Below are 19,927 nucleotides of genomic sequence, written 5' to 3' on the forward strand. Positions count from 1 at the left end.
GGTGTCTTCTTCGGCGGGGGTGGGGGTGTCCGGCGTATCGGCCGCGAATACCCCTGGAGGGTAAGAAAATCGCGCCTTTCTGTCTTGACTCAATACCCCTGGGGGGTATGGTGGAACATGTGGAGACCCCCGCCGGAGTCTGGGGTCCGGACATGGAGGAGACGATTCCCGTGCACACCGCCCTGAAGATCACCGCGTTCGCCGCAGCCCTGGCGGCCTCCTTCGGTACGGCCTACGGCGTCGGGTCGAGCGTCGATCCGGTCGTCGACGGCGCCCCGTCCGCTTCCCACGCGACGAGCCACACCAAGGGGGCCGCCGGGGGCGGCACGGACGGAGAAGGGGACGAGCGAGGGGGCAGGGCTCCGGCCGCCGGCGGGCTCCAGGTCTCGGAGAACGGATACACCCTTGATCTCGCCACCCCGCGCGTCACCGCCGGACAGCGCGCGGACCTGCGCTTCACGGTCCGCGACGACGACGGCCGGGCCGTCACCTCCTATCGGCCCGAGCACGGCAGGGAACTGCATCTGGTCCTGGCCTCGAACGACCTCGTGACCTACCGTCATCTGCACCCCACCCGCGCCGCCGACGGCACCTGGACCACCCCCGTCGAACTGCCCCGGGCCGGCGGCTACCGCGTCCTCGCGGACTTCGCCCCCGCCGCCGGGGGCGAGGACGGCCTCACCCTGGGCACGGACCTCGCCGTCGCGGGCGGCTACGCGCCGCTGGAGCCCCCGGCCCCGTCCCGGACCGTCGCGGTCGACGGGTACGAGGTGCGGCTCACCGGCGCGCTGCGCCCCGGCGCGGCGGGCGAACTGGGGCTGACCGTCTCCCGCGACGGCCGCCCGGTCGCCGACCTGGAGCCCCACCTCGGCGCCTACGGCCACCTCGTGGCGCTGCGCTCCGGCGACCTCGCCTACCTCCACGTCCACCCGAACGGCGCGCCCGGAGACGGGGTCACCCGGCCCGGCCCGCGGATCTCCTTCACCGCCACGGCGCCGAGTACCGGAACCTACCGCCTGTTCCTCGACTTCCGGCACGAGGGCAAGGTCCGCACCGCGGCCTTCACCGTCCGGGCCGAGGCGCCGCGGAGTGCCGAGGAGGCCCCGGCCGACGCCGCGCGGACGGAGGGTCACGGCCACTGACGGGGGAGGGTGGGTCCCCTGCCGGAGGGGGGCGGGGCACCTGCCAGGGGTACCGGATGGCGCCGGGGGCGAGGGTAACGGCCGGCGGGGTGCGACGAGGGAGGGAAGCGTGGGTGCCGGGGTCGTCGGGCCTCTCGGACAGGCCCAAATTAGTACTGACGCGAAACCATCGTTACTCATTGCGATCTTGGCGAGTTCGAAACAGGCACGTTCAGTAGACTGCGACAAGGAACACCACACAGCAGCGAAGACCAAAGATTTACCCCGTCTTGGCGGTCCCCGGTAAACGTATCGATCACCACATCCGCTTCTCGGTTTTGCTCAACCCATTTCCCTTTTCTGGCTGTTGACCTTTAGCTCGCCTGAAGGCCCTAGTTGCGGCAGGTATCTGTGAGAGCACTGTGGGTGGAGTGTGGCGAGGATGCGGGCCCGGTTGTGGGGCGGGGGCAGGGCCGTTGGGGCACTACTGAGTGTGACATTGGCAGTGGGGGCGGTTCCGGCCCTGGGGGTGAGGCTACGGCCGCCGTGCCGACCGCGCCGCGCGGTGCCGAAGCTCCCCGGGCTGCGGGTGGGGTGTTGGAGGCGGAGGCGCTGGCTGAGGCCCGGCGAACTGGGGAGCCGGTGGAGATCTCCGCTCAGCGGGGGGAGAGCCGCGCGGTGTTCGCCACCCCGGAGGGTCGCCTGGAGGCGCGGGAGTATCTGCGTCCGGTCTGGGCCTGTGGCCGGTGTGGGCCAATGGGAACCCCAGTCTCAACAATATTCCCTTCGATGACGGAAGCCCGTTGACCCAGAAGCTCATGTCGGACGGGCCCCACAAGGAGATAGTCGAAGACCTGGCCAGGAAGATAATTCATGCCGACTTCGATGCTCCGGTGAATGAACTCGGGGATGGAAGGGGCCACTCGGACCCGAAGTCGAATATCGGGAAGGACCTGCTGGGCATGATGACGGACGGCAAGCGCGGAAGTGAAACTCCGACTGCTTTCCCCGGTAGTTACAACATCGAATATCAAGTGATCGCGCAATCGAAGAAAAATCGCTCTTTCGCGATTGCTTTCGCCTCCTACAGCAAGACAGGGGTGCAGTCGCTGTTTCACATCCCTGGGATGGGTGACGTTCCTTCCGGTCACGCCTTCCGTAGTATCGCGCAGGAGTTCTACGGCACGGTGACGGTTAGTGTCCGTTGATTCCGGAATTGCCAAGTCGTTCCGGTCGGTGAAAGCATGGACGGGGGTGGCCCGGTTTGCCGCTCTACTGCTCCTGGGTGCGTCTTATGCGGCGTACCTGTTCCAGGCGTTCCCGATTCCGAGTACCCAGGATGACCTAGTGGCGGCCCTGAGGTCGGACAGGCATCCGGTGGTCGAGGTCGGCTACGACGATCGGGGGGTGAACCTGTTCTGGGAGACGGCTCCGCTGGTCTACCGCGAACTGCACACCCATGTACCAGGTGCGCTTCACGGTAGTGAGGACGTGGCCGCAGTGAAAGAAGCGATCGCCGCCAAGGCGGGCATGCGCGTCACGGATCTCCGGTTTAGGGACCGGCAGATGCGCTATGAACCGGGCGGCCTGGCCGTTCTTCTGGCCGCGGCGTATCCGCTCTTCCTTCGGTCCGCCGTCCTGATTTGGGCTGTATTCAGTGTGGGCGTGGCACTGCTGATCGCGGCCTACGCGCTGCCCCGCAGGTACATGCGGGTGAAGAACCGCGGGGTGTGGTTCACCATCTGCCTGGCCACCGGGGTGGGGTTCTTCACCCACCTGTGGCTCGAACGCTGTGTGGCTCCCGATACCGGGGAGCCGCCGGAGCTCAAGCCGCGATATGCATGGGCCGCGTCGCTTGCGACCGCGGTGATCCTGGCAGTGGGCGGATGGGCGCTGGTCCATACGATGTGGTGGATGCAGGCATGATCTCCAACTCGATCCACTTCACGGGCATGTGCAAGACGGCGGCGATCTTGTGGCGTTGCCAGCCTCTGGGGGTGTGACCGGAGAGCTGATACGGCGGAGCTCCGTTGCGGCGAGGAAGAACCCAAGTCCTCTGCTGTAACGGAGCTTCGCGATGCGAGAACCCTCTACCCGTTTTCGCCCACCGCATCCTGCGCCATTGCCGGACGGCTGGGAATTGGAGAAATGAGAGGCGAGGGGCACGTGCAGGTGATCGAAACGATCGCGACAGCCCTGTTCCTCGGCCTGCACCACCAGGAAGACTACTGAGCTTGAACTCGTGATGTCGTCGGGTTGCTCAGGTGGGTCTGATGGGCAGGCCGGTTTCGGTAGGGCAGCCGTCTATGAGGTGGCTGCGGTACTGGATGTGCCGCAGGCCGCGTCGGATGCGCTGGACGAGGTGTTCGGGAGTGCTGAAGGCGACGTTGGAGAGCCGGCCACGCCGCAGCAGTGACCAGATCCCTTCGACGGGGTCGAGGCCGGGTGCGTAGGGCGGCAGGTAGGAGATGGTCAACCAGTTCCGGGACGCCGCGGCCGGACGCCGGCTTCGGGCCACTCCGCCAGACGGCGCCAGCAGGCCATGCCGACCCGAAGCCCAGTTCCTGCGGGAGGTGTTCCCGGGCGACACCGGTGTGCAGCACGGACAGGATGCCCTGGAGCACCAGCCGGTCCGGATGCCGCTTCCGCCCCGGATGACGGACCCGACGCTCCATCCTCGGCAGAAGCGGCTCGATCACCGCCCAGAGCTCATCATTGACTTCCCACGGCTTCCGCCGAGCCACCCGGCACCCCCGATCAACCCCCGGAGAGCCGCCCAACCAGCCCGAAGATCATTTCGTTAGGGGTTGTTGGGCCAGGACCACCCGGACCCCGGCCTCCTCGAACCGGGCGACGGCCTCCGGGTCGGCCGCGTCGTCGGTGACCAGGGTGTCCACCGCGCCGGTCGCGCAGATCCGGGCGAAGGCCCGCCGCCCCAGCTTGCTGGAGTCGGCCGCCACCATCACGCGCTCGGCCCGCTCGCACAACAGCCGGTTGATCGCCGCCTCCGCCTCGTCGTGGGCCGCGGCGCCGTGCTCGACGTCGAAGGCGACGACGCCCAGCACCGCCACGTCCAGCGTCACCTGGCCCAGCACCCCGTCCGCCAGCGGCCCGATCAGCTCGTACGACTGGGGCCGGGCCACTCCGCCGGTCACCACGATCTTGAACTGGGGCCGCACGGCCAGCTCGTTGGCGATGTTCAGCGCGTTGGTGACCACGGTGAGCGCGGGCGTGCCCGAGGAGAGGTCGGGGCGGACGGCCAGGGCGCGGGCGACCTCCGTGGTGGTGGTGCCACCGGTCAGTCCCACCGCCTCCCCGGGCGCCACCAGTGCCGCGACCGCCCGCGCCACGCGCTGCTTCTCGGAGGCGTGCCGGGCGGTCTTGTAGCGCAGGGGCAGCTCGTAGGAGACCCCGTGGACGACGGCGCCGCCGCGGGTCCGCACCAGCATCTGCTGCTCCGCGAGACGGTCGAGGTCGCGGCGGATCGTCGCCGCCGACACGTCCAGTTCGGCCGCCGCCTGCTCGACGTCCAGCCTTCCGCGCTCGACGAGCTGTTCCAGCAGCGCCTTCCAACGGGCGTCGCGTGACATCCGCCCCTCCGTTCCTCGATCTCCCGCCGACCCTAACGCACCGCAAAGCTCCGCTGTCTGCTTGATTGTGCTTGAAACTTCGCTATATCTTGCAGGAACAATCATCGATTGCCGAGTGGGGAGAGTGCGGCATGACCCATGTCGAGGACGAGCTGAGCAGCCAGCCCGAGTGCTGGACCCGTGCCGCAGGGGAGGCCGCCGCTCACGCCGGAGCGCTGCCCGGGGCGGGGGAGCGGGTGGCGATCGTCGGCTGCGGCACCTCCTACTTCATGGCGCAGGCGGCGGCGGCGCTGCGCGAGGGAGCGGGCCTGGGCGAGACGGACGCCTTCGCCGCCTCCGAGTTCCCCGGGGGCCGCTCCTACGACCGGGTCGTGGCCCTCACCCGCTCCGGCACCACCACCGAAGTCCTGGGACTCCTCAGCGAGTTGAAGGGGCGTACGCGCACCGCCGCGATCACCGCCGACCCGCGGACACCGATCATGTCCGCCGCCGACGACGTGGCCGTCCTCGACTTCGCCGACGAACGGTCCGTCGTGCAGACCCGGTTCGCGACCACCGCCCTGACGCTGCTCCGCGCCCACTTCGGCCTGCACACCGACGCCGTCGTCGCCGACGCCCGCACCGCCCTCGCCGAGCCGCTGCCCGAAGGGATCGTGGGCTGCGACCAGTTCACCTTCCTCGGTCGCGGCTGGACCGTGGGGCTCGCCAGTGAGGCCGCGCTGAAGATGCGTGAGGCGTCGCTGTCCTGGACCGAGGCCTATCCGGCGATGGAGTACCGGCACGGCCCCATCAGCATCAGCACCGGCGGCACCGCCACCTGGATGTTCGGCGCGGCGCCCGAGGGGCTGGCCGAGCAGGTCCGGGCGACCGGAGGCCGGTGGGTGGCCGGAGGGCTCGACCCGCTCGCCGAACTGGTCCGGGCCCAGCGGCTCGCCGTCGCCGTCGCCGCCGCCCGGGGCCTCGACCCGGACAGCCCGCGCAACCTCACCCGCTCGGTGATCCTCACCCCCGACACCGAGTGACGTCCAACACCCCTGTCACCGGAGGGTTTTGAGGTCGCCTCGGGTGCGGGTCCGGTCCCCGGCCCCGCACCCCCGCTCCCGTCGCCCGGTCCCTCCCCGCCGCTCCGAGGCCCCCGCCGTCCGCGCCTGGTCGCCCGGCCCCCGACGCGGCGCCCCCCCGACACCGTGCCCCTGACGCCCCTGACGCCCCTGACGCCCCTGACGCCCCTGATGCCTCGGCCGCCGAGGCCCGGGAAGGAAGAAGACCGTGCCCCTCGTCACCACCGGTGAACTGGTCGGCCGAGCCGCCGCGGCGCGCTCCGCCGTCGCCGCGTTCAACATCATCACCCTGGAGCACGTCGAGGCCGTCGTCGCCGGCGCCGAGACGGCCGGCGCCCCCGTCGTCCTCCAAGTCAGCGAGAACGCCGTCAAGTTCCGGGGCGGACGGCTGCTGCCGCTGGCCCGCGCCGCCGTCGCCGCCGCCGAGGAGGCCGCCGTCCCCGTCGCCCTGCACCTCGACCACGTCCAGGACGGCACGCTGCTGCGCCGGGCGGCCGACGCGGGGTTCAGCTCCGTGATGTACGACGCCTCCCGGCTGCCGTACACCGAGAACCTCGCCGCCACCCGGGCCGCCGCCGACTGGGCGCACGCCCAGGGGCTGTGGATCGAGGCGGAGTTGGGCGAGGTGGGCGGCAAGGACGGCGAGCCGCCGCGCGACGCCCACGCGCCGGGTGCCCGCACCCTGCCCGACGAGGCGCGTGCCTTCGTCGCCGACTCGGGCGTCGACGCCCTGGCCGTCGCCATCGGCAGCAGCCACGCCATGACCACCCGCACCGCCGTCCTCGACCACGACCTGCTCAAGCGGCTCTCCGCCGCGCTGGACGTGCCGCTCGTCCTGCACGGCTCCTCGGGCGTGCCGGACGGTGAACTCGCCCTAGCCGTCGCGGGTGGCATCGCCAAGGTCAATGTCGGCACCGCCCTCAACATCGCCCTGACCGGCGCCGTCCGCGAGTGCCTCGACGCCCGGCCGGAGGCGGTCGATCCGCGCGGCTACCTCGCGGCGGGCCGGGAGGCCATGGCCCGCACGGTCGCGGCGACCGTCCGCGTGCTCACCGGGACCGCTGCCGTCTGACGGCCTTCAGCACCACGAACTTCGGATCGCTCGCCACCACCCGGCTGTTGCCGAACAGGCGCCGCAGCGCGACGTGGTACCCGAGGTGGCGGTTGCCCACCACCCACAGCTCACCGCCGGGCCGCAGCACCCGCCGGGCCCCGGCGAACATCCGCCACGCGGCGGCGTCGCTGGTCGCCTGGTGGGAGTGGAACGGCGGGTTGTTCAGCACCAGGTCGACACTGGCGTCGGGCACCCCGGCCAGCCCGTCCCCGACCCGGAACTCGGCGTGCCCCGGCACCCCGTTGGCCCGGTAGGTGTCCTGCGCGGAGGCCACGGCCGGGAACGACTCGTCGGTGAACAGCACCTCGGAACCGGGCTCCGCCAGCGCCACCGCCGTACCGACCACGCCGTTGCCGCAGCCCAGGTCCACCACGCGCCGGGGGCCGTCGCCCACGGGCAGGTGTCCCAGGAAGAAGCGGGTGCCGATGTCGAGCCGGTCGGCGCAGAACACCCCGGCGTGGTTGACGACCGGCCGTCCGGACATCGTGCCGATGCCGTCCGGGAGGGCGTAGCGCAGCGGCCACGGGTTGGCGGGGCGCTCGGCGGCCGGGTCGGGCGAGCAGAGGATCAGCCGGGCCTTCCGCTCCGCGAGGGAGGTGCGGGTCGGGCCGAGGATCCGCTCGAACAGCCGGAGGGTCGAGGTGTGGATCTCCTTCACCATCCCGGTGCCGACCACGACCGTGTCCCGGTGCACTGCCGGTGCCAGCCGGAGCAACTGCTCCTCCAGCAGGGCGAGGCTCTTGGGCACCCGCACCAGCAGCACGTCGATCCGGCCGGGCGGCGAGTCCTGGGTGGTGAGCATCCGCACCGCGCCCGGTTCGACCCCGGCGCGCGCGAGGTTGGCGCGGGTCGCCTCCTGGGTGAGGTGGGAGTCGCTGATCTGCACCGGGCGGTGCTCCGCCAGCGCCGTCACCAGCGCCCCCCACCGGTCGCCCAGCACCACGACCCGGCCCGACAGCGGAACCTGCCGGTCCGCGAGATGCCTGAGCAGATACTCGTCGGAGGCGTCCCAGGCGCGCAGCCGGTCGCGCGGGTCCTGGGGGAACCGGGCGAGCACGCTCTCGCCCCAGGGAGTCGTCAGTCGGTCGGTACGGTCGCTCATCGTGCGTCCAGGCTAGCGGAGCCGCAGCTCAGCCCCGCCGGGTCCGGGGCACCGGCGGCGACGGCGCGCCTGGCCGGCGCCGAAGCCGGTCCACGCGGCCACGGCGCGGGAGCCCGGACGTCCCCGCGCCGTGACGTCCCCGCGCCGTGACGGCGGGGCGTGGCCGGGTGGCGCCCTGCGCCCGCCGTCGGCCCCGCCGGGTGCGGCACCACGGGCGACAACGCACCGCCGACGCCGACGCCGACGCCGACGCTTGCGGTGCCGGTGCCGGTGCCGGTGCGCGGACGGGCGTCGTACCGCGACGTCATGGCACGGTCGGACATCCTGTGCCCCTCGGCCCGGGAACGGCGGACTGTCCCCCCGGCCACCCCGCCCCCGGTGGCACCCGCCCCTCCCCGGAGCCCAGCGCCACCCTCGGACACCGCTCCCGGGCCAGGGCCTCTCCGAACCAGAGTCTCCCCGCACCGGGGCCGTTCCCGGACCCCGACCGCTCCGGTGTCCGGACCGCCCAGCCCCCGCGGCACCGGGTGGCGGTGCCCCCGCCCGTCTCCGACGGCCCCGGCCCGCACGCCATGGCCCGCCGCCCGCGCATCCGCGCACCGGACCCCCTGAGTTGGGGTGCCCCGGACGGCCGGATCCGGCCCCTTGGCGAGCGGGCCGCCCCGTCCGGAGAGGGCACGGAGGGCCCGCGGATCATGGGAGACTCGCCCTCATGAGCGGCAAGGCGGACCCCCGGGCGGCGGGGGAAGGGAACACGTCGAGGACGCGGCTGGACCGGGGGCGCGCCGCGCTCGGACCCGCGTTGGAGCTCGTGCACACCGGGCGTGCCCCCACCCGTGCCGTGCTCACCGCCGAACTCGGCGTCACCCGGGCCACCGCCGGTGCCGTCGCCGCCGAACTGGAGGCGCTCGGCCTGATCAGGGTGGACGCCCGGCCCGGGGCGGCGGCCGGGTCCCAGGGCCGGCCCTCGCACCGCCTCGCGGTCGCCGAGGACGGCCCGGTCGCCCTCGCCGCCCAGGTCCACGCCGACGGCTTCCGGGCGGCCCTCGTCGGGCTCGGCGGGCGGATCGTCGCCACCGCGCCCGGCCGTGAGGCCGTCGGCGCCGACCCGGCGAAGGTGCTGGGCTCGGTCGTCGAGGCGGGCGCGGACCTGCTGCGGAGCACCGGGCGGCGCTGCGTCGGCGCGGGGCTCGCCGTGCCGTCCGCCGTGGCCGAGCCGGAGGGCCTGGCCCTCAACCCCCTCCACCTCACCTGGCCGCCCGGTTCGCCGGTGCGCCGGATCTTCGCCGAGCGGGTGCGCGCGGCGGGGATCGAGGGTCCCGCGTTCGCCGCGAACGACGTCAACCTCGCCGCCCTCGCGGAGCACCGGCACGGCGCGGGGCGCGGCGCCCGCGACCTGCTCTGCGTGGCCACCGGCCACCGGGGGGTCGGCGGCGCCCTCGTCCTCGACGGCCGCCTGCACTCGGGGAGTTCGGGGCTGGCGCTGGAGGTCGGCCACCTCGTCGTCAACCCCGACGGCGGGCCCTGCCACTGCGGCAGCCGGGGCTGCCTGGACGTGGAGACCGATCCGCTGGCCTTTCTCACCGCGGCGGGCCGCGCGCCCGGCCCGGAGGTGTCGCTGCTCCAGCAGTCCAACGACCTGATCCGGGGCCACTACGACGACCCGGTGATCCGCAACGCCACCGAGGCCCTGGTGGACCGCCTGGGCCTGGGCCTCGCCGGCCTGGTGAACATCCTGAACCCGGACCGGATCATCCTCGGCGGACTCCACCGCACCCTCCTCGACGCGGATCCCGGACGCCTGCGCGCGGTGGTGGCCGACCGCAGCCTGTGGGGGCGGAGCGGCAGCGTGCCGATCCTGCCGTGCGGCCTGGACCACAACAGCCTGGTCGGCGCCGCGGAGCTGGCGTGGCAGCCGGTGCTCGACGACCCCCTCGGCGCCCTGGCCTGAACCCCGTGCCGGACCTTCCGATCCCGGCCCCGTGCCGGACCTTCCGCTCCGTACCGGCGGCCCTCCCGTCCGTACCGGCGGCCCGCACTCTCTCGCCGCCCCTTCCCCCGTCCCTCGTGGCCGTCCGCACGGCCCGCGCACGGTCCCGGCCCGTGCGCCCCGGAACCGCCCCCCGCCCCGAGCGGCCGGGCGGCTCCGGGTCATGGCGTGCGTCCGGCCGGCGCGGTGGTGAGCGGGAGTGCAGCACCTCCGCCTCCGTGCCGTACTCCCGCGGCCGTACGACGACGCCCCTCGGCGGTACGACGACCCGGACCCCTTCCCTGGAGCACGCTCGGGGACGACAGCGAGGGGCGTCACCCCGAGTGAGCCGACCGGCATGAACACCCTGGCGCACGTCACCGGTGACGGACCCGGCCGTGGGTCCGGCTCGTCCCGCTGGTCCGGGTGCTGGTCGGCGCGGGTGTCCCGGCGCTGCTGCGCCGCACCGGGGGGTGCGGGCGACCCGGCTCCGGCGGCCCTGCGGGGAGGAGTGCTCGCCCGTAGCCCTGCTCGGCCGCCGCTTCGCCTCCGGCGGCATCGACGAGGACGAGGACGCGCGCCGGCTGAGCGTCCTGCATGACGGATCCGGCCGCACCGGAGGGCGACGCGGGGCATGATCACGGCGCCCCGGGCCACCGGGCCCCGGTTCTCCGTCCGGGCCGGGCGTCCGGGCCGGGCCATCGGGCCCTGCGCGTCCCCGGCCCGCTCATCCGCCCGCCGCGGCCCGCGCGGTACGCGGGCGGGGTCACCGCCCGGTCAGCCGGGGACGGCCGACCGGGCGGGAGCGGTGCGCGTGCCGGCGCCCTCCACCGCGTACTCGGGCTCCACCGCGAACTCAGGGACCGGAGCGGGCTCCGCCTCCGCGAACACGACGGCGGGCACGTCCTCGGCGGGGCGGCGCGGGGCGCGCGCGGCGGCCGGCGGCGCGGCGGGGTCCTCGGTCAGCGAGAACCAGACGACCTTCCCGGACTCGCCGTCCGGCCGGGCGCCCCAGCTCTCGCTCACCGAGGCCACCATGGAGAGCCCGCGCCCGCAGGTGGCCAGTGGACCGGGGTCGTCCATCACGGGGAGCCGGGGATCCCGGTCGCGCACCGAGACGGTGAGCCGTCCGGGCTCCAGATCCAGCTCCACAGTGCACGACTTGTCGGGCCGGGCGTGCAGATGAACATTGGTGAGCAACTCCGTCACGCCGAGCACGGCCCGGTCGATCAGGGTGTCCATGTGCCAGTAGCGCAGATGCGCGGAGACAATTCTGCGGACCTGGCCGATCCGCGACGGCAGGGCTTGCAGCTCCACCGCGCAATGTCTGTTGGGGTGACTGATCACGGCTGCGGCTCCCCGACATAGAAGGTCCGGAAGAACACGGAGTACGGAGCCGGCGGGGCGCAGACGCGTGCCGCCGCCCGTTGTCATCGCCGGCGGGGCTGGTTCGCAGCGTTATCGCCGGTAAACCCAGAGTGACGTGGGACCAGAGTGACGTACCGGGTGGGACCCCGCAACTCGCGGGCCCGGCAGGGGGTGGAGCACCGCGGCCCACCGCTCCCGAGGGGGCGGGGCCCGCGGCCCGCGGAGGGTCAGCCGTCGCGCCCGGCGGCCCGCCGCACGGCCTCGATGAACCGCCGTGCCGCGGGCGGTCCCGGCTGGCCGGGCGCCGGATCGCCGACGCCCATGGTCAGCAGGTACCGCGTGCCGTTGAGGTCCGCCAGGGCCCGGCCCTCCGGCGCGAACCAGGGCCGCGAGGCGCGCACCGTCTGCACGGGCGCGCTGTCGATCTCACTGCCGTAGCTGGTCAGCAGCTCCAGCCGGCCGCCTCTGATGCGGACCTGTCCGGCCGTGCTGAGCGAGCGCAGCCGTCTGCCGATGCGCACGCCCGTGGCCGTGAACTCGGTCTCCGCCATGCCCTCGCCCCCTCGTCCCCGTCGGTGTGCCGGACCCCGCCGCCGGGCGCGGCGCGGCACCGGACCGCTCCGCCTCCAGTGTGCGCCCGGAACGGGGCACCGGCCCCGCCGGGAAAAGTGTGCCCCGGTCCGGGGGCGGGTACCAGCGCGCGCGGCGTCATTTCCCGGGCGCGCGGAGCACGCTCCCGCATCCGCCGCCGTCCGGCGGCGGCCGTGCGCCCCAGTGCTGCCTTTGGGTCTCTCAAAGGGGTGTTTATGCAGGTGAGAAGCGTGAGCAAGGTGCCTATGATCGAGGTGCCGGTCGCGCGACGCGCCGCTGGCGCACAGCATAAGGAGTCCTGCCGTGAGCACCACCCAGCCGCCCCGGACCGGCGCCACCCTCGATGTCGACCGCAGTGACGCCGCCTCCCGCGCCTGGCTGAAGGAGGCCGTACGGAAGGTCCAGGCCGACGCCAACCGGTCGGCCGACACCCACCTCCTGAAGTTCCCGCTGCCGGAGGAATGGGGCGTCGACCTGTACCTCAAGGACGAGTCGACCCATCCCACCGGCAGTCTCAAGCACCGCCTCGCCCGCTCCCTGTTCCTCTACGGCCTGTGCAACGGCTCGATCCGGCCGGACCGCCCGGTGATCGAGGCGTCCAGCGGCTCCACGGCCGTCTCCGAGGCGTACTTCGCGAAGCTGATCGGCGTGCCCTTCATCGCCGTGATGCCGCGCTCGACCAGCACCGAGAAGATCCGCCTGATCGAGTTCCACGGCGGACGCTGCCACTTCGTGGACGACCCCCGCCGGATGTACGAGGAGTCCGCCCGTCTCGCGGCGGACACCGGCGGCCACTACATGGACCAGTTCACCTACGCTGAGCGCGCCACCGACTGGCGGGGCAACAACAACATCGCCGAGTCGATCTTCCACCAGCTCCGGCTGGAGCGGTTCCCCGAGCCGGAGTGGATCGTCGCCACGGCCGGCACCGGGGGCACCTCGGCGACGCTCGCCCGCTATGTGCACTACATGCAGTACGACACCCGGGTCTGCGTCGCGGACCCGGAGAACTCCTGCTTCTTCGAGGGCTGGACCACCGGCGACCCGGACGTCTCCTGCGACCGGGCCTCGCGGATCGAGGGCATCGGCAGGCCCCGGATGGAGCCGAGCTTCCTGCCCGGCGCCATCGACCGCATGATGAAGGTCCCCGACGCCGCCAGTGTCGCCGCCGTCCGGGCCCTGGAGGGGGCCATCGGCCGCCGGGCGGGCGGCTCCACCGGCACCGGGCTCTGGAGCGCGCTGCGGATCGTGGCCGAGATGGTGGCCGAGGGGCGTCGGGGCAGCGTGGTCACCCTGCTGTGCGATCCCGGTGACCGGTACCTGGACAAGTACTACTCGGACGACTGGCTCGCCGGGCAGGGCCTGGACATCGCTCCCTACAGCGCGGCCATCGCCTCGCTGCTGCGCACCGGGAGCCGGCTGGAGTAGGGCGCCGCCGCGGGCCGCCCGCCCGGGTCCCGGTGGCCCCGGGCCCCGCGCCGCCCGTCGGCCGCGGCGCCGCCCGTCGTCGTGCCGCCCGTCCTCGGGCCGTCCGCTCCGCCGTGCGCCCGCGGGGGCCGTCCGGTCAGGCCGCTTCGGGGTCCGGTTCGCCCGCCACCAGCAGCCGCAGGTGCTCCGGGATCTCCGCGCGGGCCGGCCCGGGCAGGCCGCCGTCCGTCACCAGCGTGTCGACCTCGCCCAGCGTCGCGAACGAACTCAGGCCCACCACGCCCCACTTGGTGTGATCGGCCACCACCACGACCCGCCGCGCCGACCGCACCAGCCGCCGGTTGGTCTCCGCCTCGGCCAGGTTCGGTGTGGACAGGCCGGCCTCCGCCGATATCCCGTGCACCCCGAGGAACAGCAGGTCGAAGTGGAGCGCCGCGATGGCCTGGTCCGCCACCGGCCCCACCAACGAGTCCGAGGGGGTGCGCACCCCGCCGGTGAGCACCACCGTGGCATGGCCGGAGCGGGAACCGGAGGTGCGCTGCGCCATGTGGAACACGTCGGCCACCCGCACCGAGTTGGTCACCACCGTCAACTCCGGTACGTCCAGCAGCCGGTGGGCCAGCGCGTAGGTCGTCGTGCCGCCCGACAGGGCGACGGCCGCGCCCGGTGCCACCAGCTCCGTCGCGGCCCGCGCGATCTCCTCCTTGGCGGTGGGCTCCAGGTCCGACTTGGCCTCGAACCCCGGCTCGTGGGTGCGCGCGTCGACCACCGGCACCGCTCCGCCGTGCACCTTCTCCAGGACGCCCTGGCGGGCCAGCGCGTCCAGGTCGCGGCGGATCGTCATGTCCGACACCCCGAGCCTGCGCGTCAGTTCGTTGACCCGGACCCCGCCCCGGCGGCGCACCTCGTCCAGGATCAGGGCGCGCCGCTGCTCCGCGAGGAGGTTCGGATTCTCGCTCACGTACGCTCCGGTCCTTTCGCCGCAAAAACCGTCCGACACGCCCACCGCACCCGCTCCGGCAGGGCCGTTCCCCCCGGCCCCGGCGCGTGGACGCCCCATCCTCGCACGGCCTGTCATGACCCGCTCCACCGGCAAGGGTGTTGTGTACATGCCGCGATGACGGCTCCCGGGTCACACGGATCGGCGGAATCCGGCCCCCCGGAGTGTAGGAGGGCCGCACAACGGACATCCTGTGCCCGCACGGACACTGCCGACGGCGCGTCACGGGGGTGCGAACGGTGGAACGGGCAGCGCGAGGGACGGGACGGACGGGACGGGAGCGGACGGCGGAGCCGCGGGGGAGGCCGGGGGAGAAGCGGACGGAGGGCACGGCGGAGCGGCGGGAGCGGGCCGGGGAGACACCGGCGGAGAGGACGGCGGAGGGGACGGGGCCCGCCGGGCGGGGGAGCGGGACCCCCGGTCCACCCCCCGCCGGGGACACCGGCAGCGCCCTGGAACTGCTGGTGCACGGGGTCGGCGGCACCACCCCCGAGCGGATGCTCGACGCCCCGCGCACCGTCCGGGTCACCGGTGACGACATCGCCGCCGTCTTCCGCCGGGGCGAGGACGCCGACGCCGAGTCCCGGCCCGGCGACGGGACCGGTCCCCCGGTCCCCGAGGCCTACGTCTGGTGCAACCTCACCTCGGGCAACGGCACCCGTGCCCTCTGGCTGCTGCTCCTGCCCTTCATGGTCGTCAACCTCGCCCACTGGATGCGGCCCGCAGCCCACGGCCGGGTCCGCGTGGTCCGGCTCTACGGACTGCTGGTGCGGCTCGCCGGACTCTCCCTCACGGTGCTGCTGGTCGCCGCCGCCTGCGAGGTCGCCGTCGACCTGATCGCCTGGCAGTGCGCGGGCACCCACGCCTGCGCCGTGCGCCACTCCTGGCTCGGCTTCCTCTCCCCGGGCGCCTCGCACGACGGCTGGTGGAGCATGCCCGGCCGCCGGCTCGCGCTCGCCGCCCTCGTCCCCGCCGCCCTCACCGGGCTGCTCTGGTACCTGTCCCTGCGCACCTGGCGGGCGTACGAGTCCCAGCAGCCCATGGACCGCACGACCGGGGACGGCACCGACGCGGACACCTCCGGCCGCACCGCCCTGGACCGGCCCGGCTTCTGGTACGGCCGCCGCCTGGTCGCCCGGCTGCGCGCCGCGCACACCGCCGCCGGACTGCTCACCGTCGCCGCCGCCGTCACCGTACCGGCCGCCGCCTTCGACCGCCGGGCGGGCGGGGCGCCCCCGCTCGACACCGCCGGATGGCTGCTCCAGTCGGCGCTCGCCGCCTGCGCCGTCGCCACCGTGGCCGTCGTCTGCCGCCGGGGCCGCAGCGAGAGGCGGCTCGACGCCCGCCTCGACGCGCACCTCGTGCGCCGACTCCCGCTGACCGCCCTGTTCCTGCTCGCCCTCGCCCTCCTCTACGGCGGCTGGACCCGGCCGGGCTGGACCTCGGCGGGACGGCTGGCCGGGGACGCCGCCTTCGGCTCCCTCACCCTGGCGCAGGGCGCCCTCGTCATCGCGCTCTGCGTGGCCGCCGGGCTGCTGCACCACCGCGCACCCGACCCGCGCGCCGCCGTCCACGGCCTCGGCGGACCCGCCGTCGCCCTGATCGCCTGCGCCCTGGGCGGGGTGATGACCGGCGGCGTCGCCCAGCGGATGGCCGACTGGCTCGACGGCACCCGCGCCTCCCTCGACGGCCCGCCCGTCCTGCTGACCTGGCAGGCCTCCGTCATCCCGCCCCTGCTCGGCCTCCTCCTGCTGCTCTGCGCCGGTCTCGCCCTGCACGCCCGGCGCCTCGCCCGCGCCGAACGCGCCGCCGTCGAGGCCGACTACCCCGGGGAGACGGGGGAGAGCGGTGACCCGGCCCGCACCCGGCGGATCGCCCGCGCCCGTGCCCTGGCCTCCCTCACCGACCGGGGCCCCCTCGTCGTCGGCGCCGTCTCGGCGGCCACCCTGGTGCTCGGCGCCGGGGCCCTGGCGGGGGCGTTCGCCACCGGGAGGGTACCGGCCGACGCGGCGCGCGGCGCCCACCCGCTGGTGCACGGGGCCGCGCAGACCGCCCAGGGGCTCGGCTCCTGGCTGATCGGTCTGGGCTTCATACTGCTGGTCACCTGGGGGCGGCGCGCCTACAAGGACGCCTCCGCCCGCCGCACCATCGGCATCCTCTGGGACGTCGGCACCTTCTGGCCCCGGGCCGCACACCCCTTCGCCCCGCCCTGCTACGCCGAGCGGGCGGTCCCCGACCTGACCTGGCGCATGGCCACCTGGACCAGGGCCACCGGCGGGCGGCTGGTCCTGTCCGGGCACTCCCAGGGCAGCGTGCTCGCCGCGGCTGCCGCCTGGCAGCTCGAACCCGCCGTCCGCCGGCGGGTCGCCCTGCTCACCTACGGCTCCCCGCTGGAACGGCTCTACGGCCGCTGGTTCCCGGCCCACTTCGGGCCCGACGCCCTCGGCTCGCTCCACCGCGACGTCGACCGCTGGCGCAATCTGCACCGGCGCACCGACCCCATCGGCGGCCCGGTGCGGCTGCCCGGCGCGCAGGGCCCCGCCGTCGACCGCGCCCCCCTGCGGGACCCGCTGACCTACGGCCGAACCGAACGGCACCCGCTGCCCACGCCGATCCTCGGCCACGCCGACTACCAGGCCGACCCGGCCTTCGCCGAGGAGCGCCGCGGCCTCCTGGCCCGGCTCCGCCCGGAAGTGCCGTCCCCGCGCCACACCGTCCCTGACCCGCCCGTTCCGGACCCGCCCGTCCCGGACCCGGGTGGCCGTCCCGCCCCGGCCGACCGCGGGGCCGGACCGGAGCCCGCGGCGGCGGAGGACCGACCCGCGACAACGGGGGACTGACCCGCGCCGGGCGGGAAGGGGGCAACCCCCGGGCGGGCCGCGGCACCCCCGCGTCCTAGCCGCGCCGGGGCGGCAGGTCGTCCGGGAAGAGCAGGGTCAGGTCGTCCGTGCTCGGGTCGGGGAGCTGGGCGACCCGGCTCGCGTGCCGCTCCACCATCGCCTCGAACGTCTGCCGGGCGGTGCGCCCGTTGCCGAAGGCCGGGCCCTTGGGCATCCGGGTGAAGTACGCCGCCAGCGCCTCCGGGGTGTCCGGGGCCAGCCGGTACTCGTGCTCGTCGGCCTGCTGCTCCACGATCCGCAGCAGCTCCCCGGGCCCGTAGTCGCCGAAGGTGATGGTGCGGGAGAAACGGGAGGCGACACCGGGGTTGACGGAGAGGAACCGCTCCATCTCCACCGTGTAGCCGGCGACGATCACCACGACCGCGTCCCGCTCGTCCTCCATCAGCTTGACCAGGGTGTCGATGGCTTCCTTGCCGAAGTCCCGGCCCGCGTCCTCCGGGGACAGCGCGTACGCCTCGTCGATGAACAGCACCCCTCCGCGCGCCCGCTGGAACGCCTCCTGGGTGCGGATCGCCGTGGAGCCGATGTGCTCGCCGACCAGATCGACCCGGGACACCTCGACCAGGTGCCCCTTCTCCAGCACGCCGAGCGCGGCCAGGATCTCGCCGTACAGCCGGGCCACCGTGGTCTTGCCGGTGCCGGGGGAGCCGGTGAAGACCAGGTGCCGCTTGACCGACGCGGCCTTCAGCCCCGCCCGCTGCCGGCGCCGGCCCACCTCGATCATGTCGGTGAGCGCCCGCACCTCGCGCTTGACGCTCTCCAGGCCGACCAGCGCGTCCAGTTCCCCGAGGACGTCCTGCGAGGACCGGACCGGGGTCTCCGGCACGGCGGGCGCGGGCGCGGGCGCGGTCCCGGGCTCCGGGTCCCGCTGCCCGGGGAGCGGGCCCAGCAGCCCCGTCGACCGGGGTGCCGTCTGGAGGGCGGTCTCCCGGGAGCCGGGGGGCCGCGGTCCGCCGCTCTCGTCGCTGGTGCAGTCCTCCACGAGGGGGCCCGCGTCCGGGGAGCCGTCCGCGCCGCCGTCCGCGAACTCGTAACCGCCGCGCGCGCAGCGCTCGGTGCGGCACCTGCGGAGCGTGGTGCGGCTGCCGTCGATGACGTGGAAGCCGTAGCCGGCGCTGCCGGTCACCCGGCAGTTCAGGAAGCTGCCGCGTCCGCCGGCCGACACGTAGACACCGGCCTCGGAGGGGCCGTCGACGGTGCAGCGCTCGACGGTGGGATCGGCGCCCTTGGTGACGATCACGCCGGTGCGGTTGCCCTCCAGGGAGCAGTTGTTGAGGGTGCCGCCGCTGCCGTGGTCGCGGAACCAGGCGCCGGTCGCGGCCTCCCGGATGCGGCAGTCGTCCAGTTGCGCGGTGGCGCCGTCGCTGACCGACACCGCCGTGTTGCGGACCTGGGACAGATCGCTGTCGACGACGTCGACGCGCGAGCCCCGGTCGAGGACGAACAGGGCGTCCGGCACGTCGTGCACCCGGCAGGAGTCGAGCACGGCCGTGGCACCGTCGCTGACCCACACGGCCGGGTAGTCGCCGGTGCTGTCGAATATCTCGCACTGGTTGGCGTCGACGCGGGTGCCCGGGTCCCACACGGAGAGCCCGTTGCGCCCGAACTGCCGCACGCTGGTGCGGGTCAGGGTGAGCACCGACCGGGAGCGCAGGTCCACCGCGTTCTCCGGGATGTCGTGGATGCGGCAGTCGGCGAGCGTCAGCACGGCGTCGGTGTCCAGGGTGATCCCGTCGCCGGTGGTGCGGTGCACCGCGCAGTCGGTGAGGTGGCCGGTGGCCCGCCCGGTGATCTGGACGCCGCTGCCGCGCACCTCGTAGACCTCGCAGCCGATCGCCTCCAGGGCGGAGCCCTCGCCGGTCGCCGTCAGACCCGAGCCCGCCGCGTGGTGGACCCGGCAGCGCTCCAGCCGGGGGTGCGCCCCGGAGCTGACGGCGATGCCCGCCTGCCCGGCCGAGACCACCTCGCACTCCTCGAACACCCCGCCCCCGCCGTCCAGGACGGCGATGCCGACCCCGGCCGGGTTGTCCACGCTGCAGCGCCGCACGGTCGGCCGGGCGCTGCCGCGGACCTCGATGCCGGAGGCGGAACGGGTGACCACCCGCACGTCCAGCAGCTCCGGGGTGCCCTCCTCGACGAGGACGGCGGGCGCCGTCGCGTCCTGGCCCTCCACGTGCAGGTCCTGGACGACGGCCGAGGCGCGCACGGTCAGCGGCACGCCCTCGGTCGGCGCGATCCGCACCGAGCCGTGGGAGCCCTCGGGGCCGCGCAGGGTCACCGCCCGCTGGACGACGAGGTTCTCCCGGTAGGTGCCCGGGGCGATGGTGAGGACGTCACCGTCGGCCGCGGCCTCCAGGGCGGCGGCGAGCGATGCGTACTCACCCGTGCGGCGCCGCCACCGCGAGGTGCCGGTGTGCGTCACCTGGACCGTGCCCTGTGCCATGGCGCTGCTCTGCCCCCACCTCGTCGTCCTGACGGCTCGTTCGCCCGCGGTGTGCTCCGCGGCTCCCCCCGGCGGGCCGCGGCCGACCGGTTCGGCCGGTCCACCGTAGCGTGCGGACGGAGGGCGGGCCGACCGCAGGCCCGGGCCCGTCCGCCGCCGGTCAGCGGCCGGCGCCGGGGCCGCCGGGGACGGCTCCCGGCCCAACGGGCCCGCCGGGGACGGGTCGTGTGCCCCGTACCC

General features: G+C 74.3%; 14 protein-coding genes and 3 pseudogenes. 9 read left to right on the top strand and 8 right to left on the bottom strand.

Features of this window, described 5'->3' with window-relative positions:
* Positions 1–170: 170 nt before the first annotated feature.
* From ACZ7LB_RS10500 to ACZ7LB_RS10510, 3 genes are all read left to right on the top strand, one after another.
* Entirely contained in the window at positions 171–1,142 is a 972-nt protein-coding gene (locus tag ACZ7LB_RS10500) for a hypothetical protein (RefSeq protein ID WP_471467161.1), read from the top strand.
* Between the two features lie 782 nt (positions 1,143–1,924).
* Entirely contained in the window at positions 1,925–2,329 is a 405-nt protein-coding gene (locus tag ACZ7LB_RS10505) for a hypothetical protein (RefSeq protein WP_471466935.1), read from the top strand.
* On the top strand, positions 2,319–3,047 hold the full coding sequence (locus tag ACZ7LB_RS10510; protein WP_471466937.1) for a hypothetical protein: 729 nt from the start codon (positions 2,319–2,321) through the stop codon (positions 3,045–3,047). The genes ACZ7LB_RS10505 and ACZ7LB_RS10510 overlap by 11 nt, the downstream gene beginning before the upstream one ends.
* A 334-nt stretch (positions 3,048–3,381) precedes the next feature.
* On the opposite strand, the pseudogene ACZ7LB_RS10515 reads toward ACZ7LB_RS10510, so the two are convergent.
* The 3 genes and pseudogenes from ACZ7LB_RS10515 to ACZ7LB_RS10525 all read right to left on the bottom strand — a co-directional run.
* Positions 3,382–3,624: pseudogene (locus ACZ7LB_RS10515) on the bottom strand (transposase); the annotation flags it as partial.
* Positions 3,621–3,865, bottom strand: a pseudogene (locus ACZ7LB_RS10520) (transposase); the annotation flags it as partial. The pseudogenes ACZ7LB_RS10515 and ACZ7LB_RS10520, both read right to left, overlap by 4 nt.
* A gap of 48 nt (positions 3,866–3,913) precedes the next feature.
* A complete protein-coding gene (locus tag ACZ7LB_RS10525; protein ID WP_471466939.1) occupies positions 3,914–4,711 on the bottom strand; it encodes a DeoR/GlpR family DNA-binding transcription regulator in 798 nt (265 codons plus the stop codon).
* 131 nt (positions 4,712–4,842) lie between these two features.
* Between ACZ7LB_RS10525 and ACZ7LB_RS10530 the strand changes: the two genes are divergently transcribed.
* Together ACZ7LB_RS10530 and ACZ7LB_RS10535 are read left to right on the top strand one after the other, a co-directional pair.
* Positions 4,843–5,733 (top strand): SIS domain-containing protein, encoded by an 891-nt coding sequence (locus ACZ7LB_RS10530; RefSeq protein WP_471466940.1) that lies wholly within the window; start codon positions 4,843–4,845, stop codon positions 5,731–5,733.
* A 247-nt stretch (positions 5,734–5,980) separates the two neighbouring features.
* Positions 5,981–6,844, top strand: coding sequence for a class II fructose-bisphosphate aldolase (locus ACZ7LB_RS10535; RefSeq protein WP_471466942.1), 864 nt, complete (start codon positions 5,981–5,983; stop codon positions 6,842–6,844).
* On the opposite strand, the gene ACZ7LB_RS10540 is transcribed toward ACZ7LB_RS10535, so the two are convergent.
* Positions 6,822–7,988, bottom strand: a complete 1,167-nt coding sequence (locus ACZ7LB_RS10540; RefSeq protein WP_471466943.1) for a methyltransferase — start codon at positions 7,986–7,988, stop codon at positions 6,822–6,824. The genes ACZ7LB_RS10535 and ACZ7LB_RS10540 overlap by 23 nt on opposite strands.
* 712 nt (positions 7,989–8,700) lie before the next feature.
* Between ACZ7LB_RS10540 and ACZ7LB_RS10545 the strand changes: the two genes are divergently transcribed.
* Both ACZ7LB_RS10545 and ACZ7LB_RS10550 read left to right on the top strand, forming a co-directional pair.
* A complete protein-coding gene (locus tag ACZ7LB_RS10545) occupies positions 8,701–9,939 on the top strand; it encodes an ROK family protein (protein WP_471466944.1) in 1,239 nt (412 codons plus the stop codon).
* A gap of 376 nt (positions 9,940–10,315) precedes the next feature.
* Positions 10,316–10,595: pseudogene (locus tag ACZ7LB_RS10550) on the top strand (SHOCT domain-containing protein).
* A 139-nt stretch (positions 10,596–10,734) separates the two neighbouring features.
* On the opposite strand, the gene ACZ7LB_RS10555 reads toward ACZ7LB_RS10550, so the two are convergent.
* Entirely contained in the window at positions 10,735–11,304 is a 570-nt protein-coding gene (locus ACZ7LB_RS10555) for an ATP-binding protein (protein ID WP_471466946.1), read from the bottom strand.
* 248 nt (positions 11,305–11,552) lie between these two features.
* Entirely contained in the window at positions 11,553–11,876 is a 324-nt protein-coding gene (locus ACZ7LB_RS10560) for a hypothetical protein (protein WP_471466948.1), read from the bottom strand.
* A gap of 343 nt (positions 11,877–12,219) precedes the next feature.
* Here ACZ7LB_RS10560 and ACZ7LB_RS10565 point away from each other — a divergent pair, with 343 nt between their 5' ends.
* Complete coding sequence (locus ACZ7LB_RS10565; RefSeq protein WP_471466950.1) at positions 12,220–13,344, top strand: PLP-dependent cysteine synthase family protein; 1,125 nt, start codon at positions 12,220–12,222, stop codon at positions 13,342–13,344.
* 136 nt (positions 13,345–13,480) lie between these two features.
* On the opposite strand, the gene ACZ7LB_RS10570 is transcribed toward ACZ7LB_RS10565, so the two are convergent.
* Complete coding sequence (locus ACZ7LB_RS10570) at positions 13,481–14,305, bottom strand: DeoR/GlpR family DNA-binding transcription regulator (RefSeq protein WP_471466951.1); 825 nt, start codon at positions 14,303–14,305, stop codon at positions 13,481–13,483.
* Between the two features lie 536 nt (positions 14,306–14,841).
* On the opposite strand from ACZ7LB_RS10570, the gene ACZ7LB_RS10575 reads away from it, so the two are divergent.
* Positions 14,842–17,184 (top strand): hypothetical protein, encoded by a 2,343-nt coding sequence (locus ACZ7LB_RS10575; RefSeq protein WP_471467162.1) that lies wholly within the window; start codon positions 14,842–14,844, stop codon positions 17,182–17,184.
* 55 nt (positions 17,185–17,239) lie between these two features.
* Here ACZ7LB_RS10575 and ACZ7LB_RS10580 read toward each other — a convergent pair whose 3' ends face one another.
* Complete coding sequence (locus tag ACZ7LB_RS10580; RefSeq protein WP_471466953.1) at positions 17,240–19,687, bottom strand: right-handed parallel beta-helix repeat-containing protein; 2,448 nt, start codon at positions 19,685–19,687, stop codon at positions 17,240–17,242.
* Between the last annotated feature and the right edge of the window lie 240 nt (positions 19,688–19,927).

The sequence above is a fragment of the Streptomyces sp. NPDC107521 genome, from assembly GCF_055598485.1.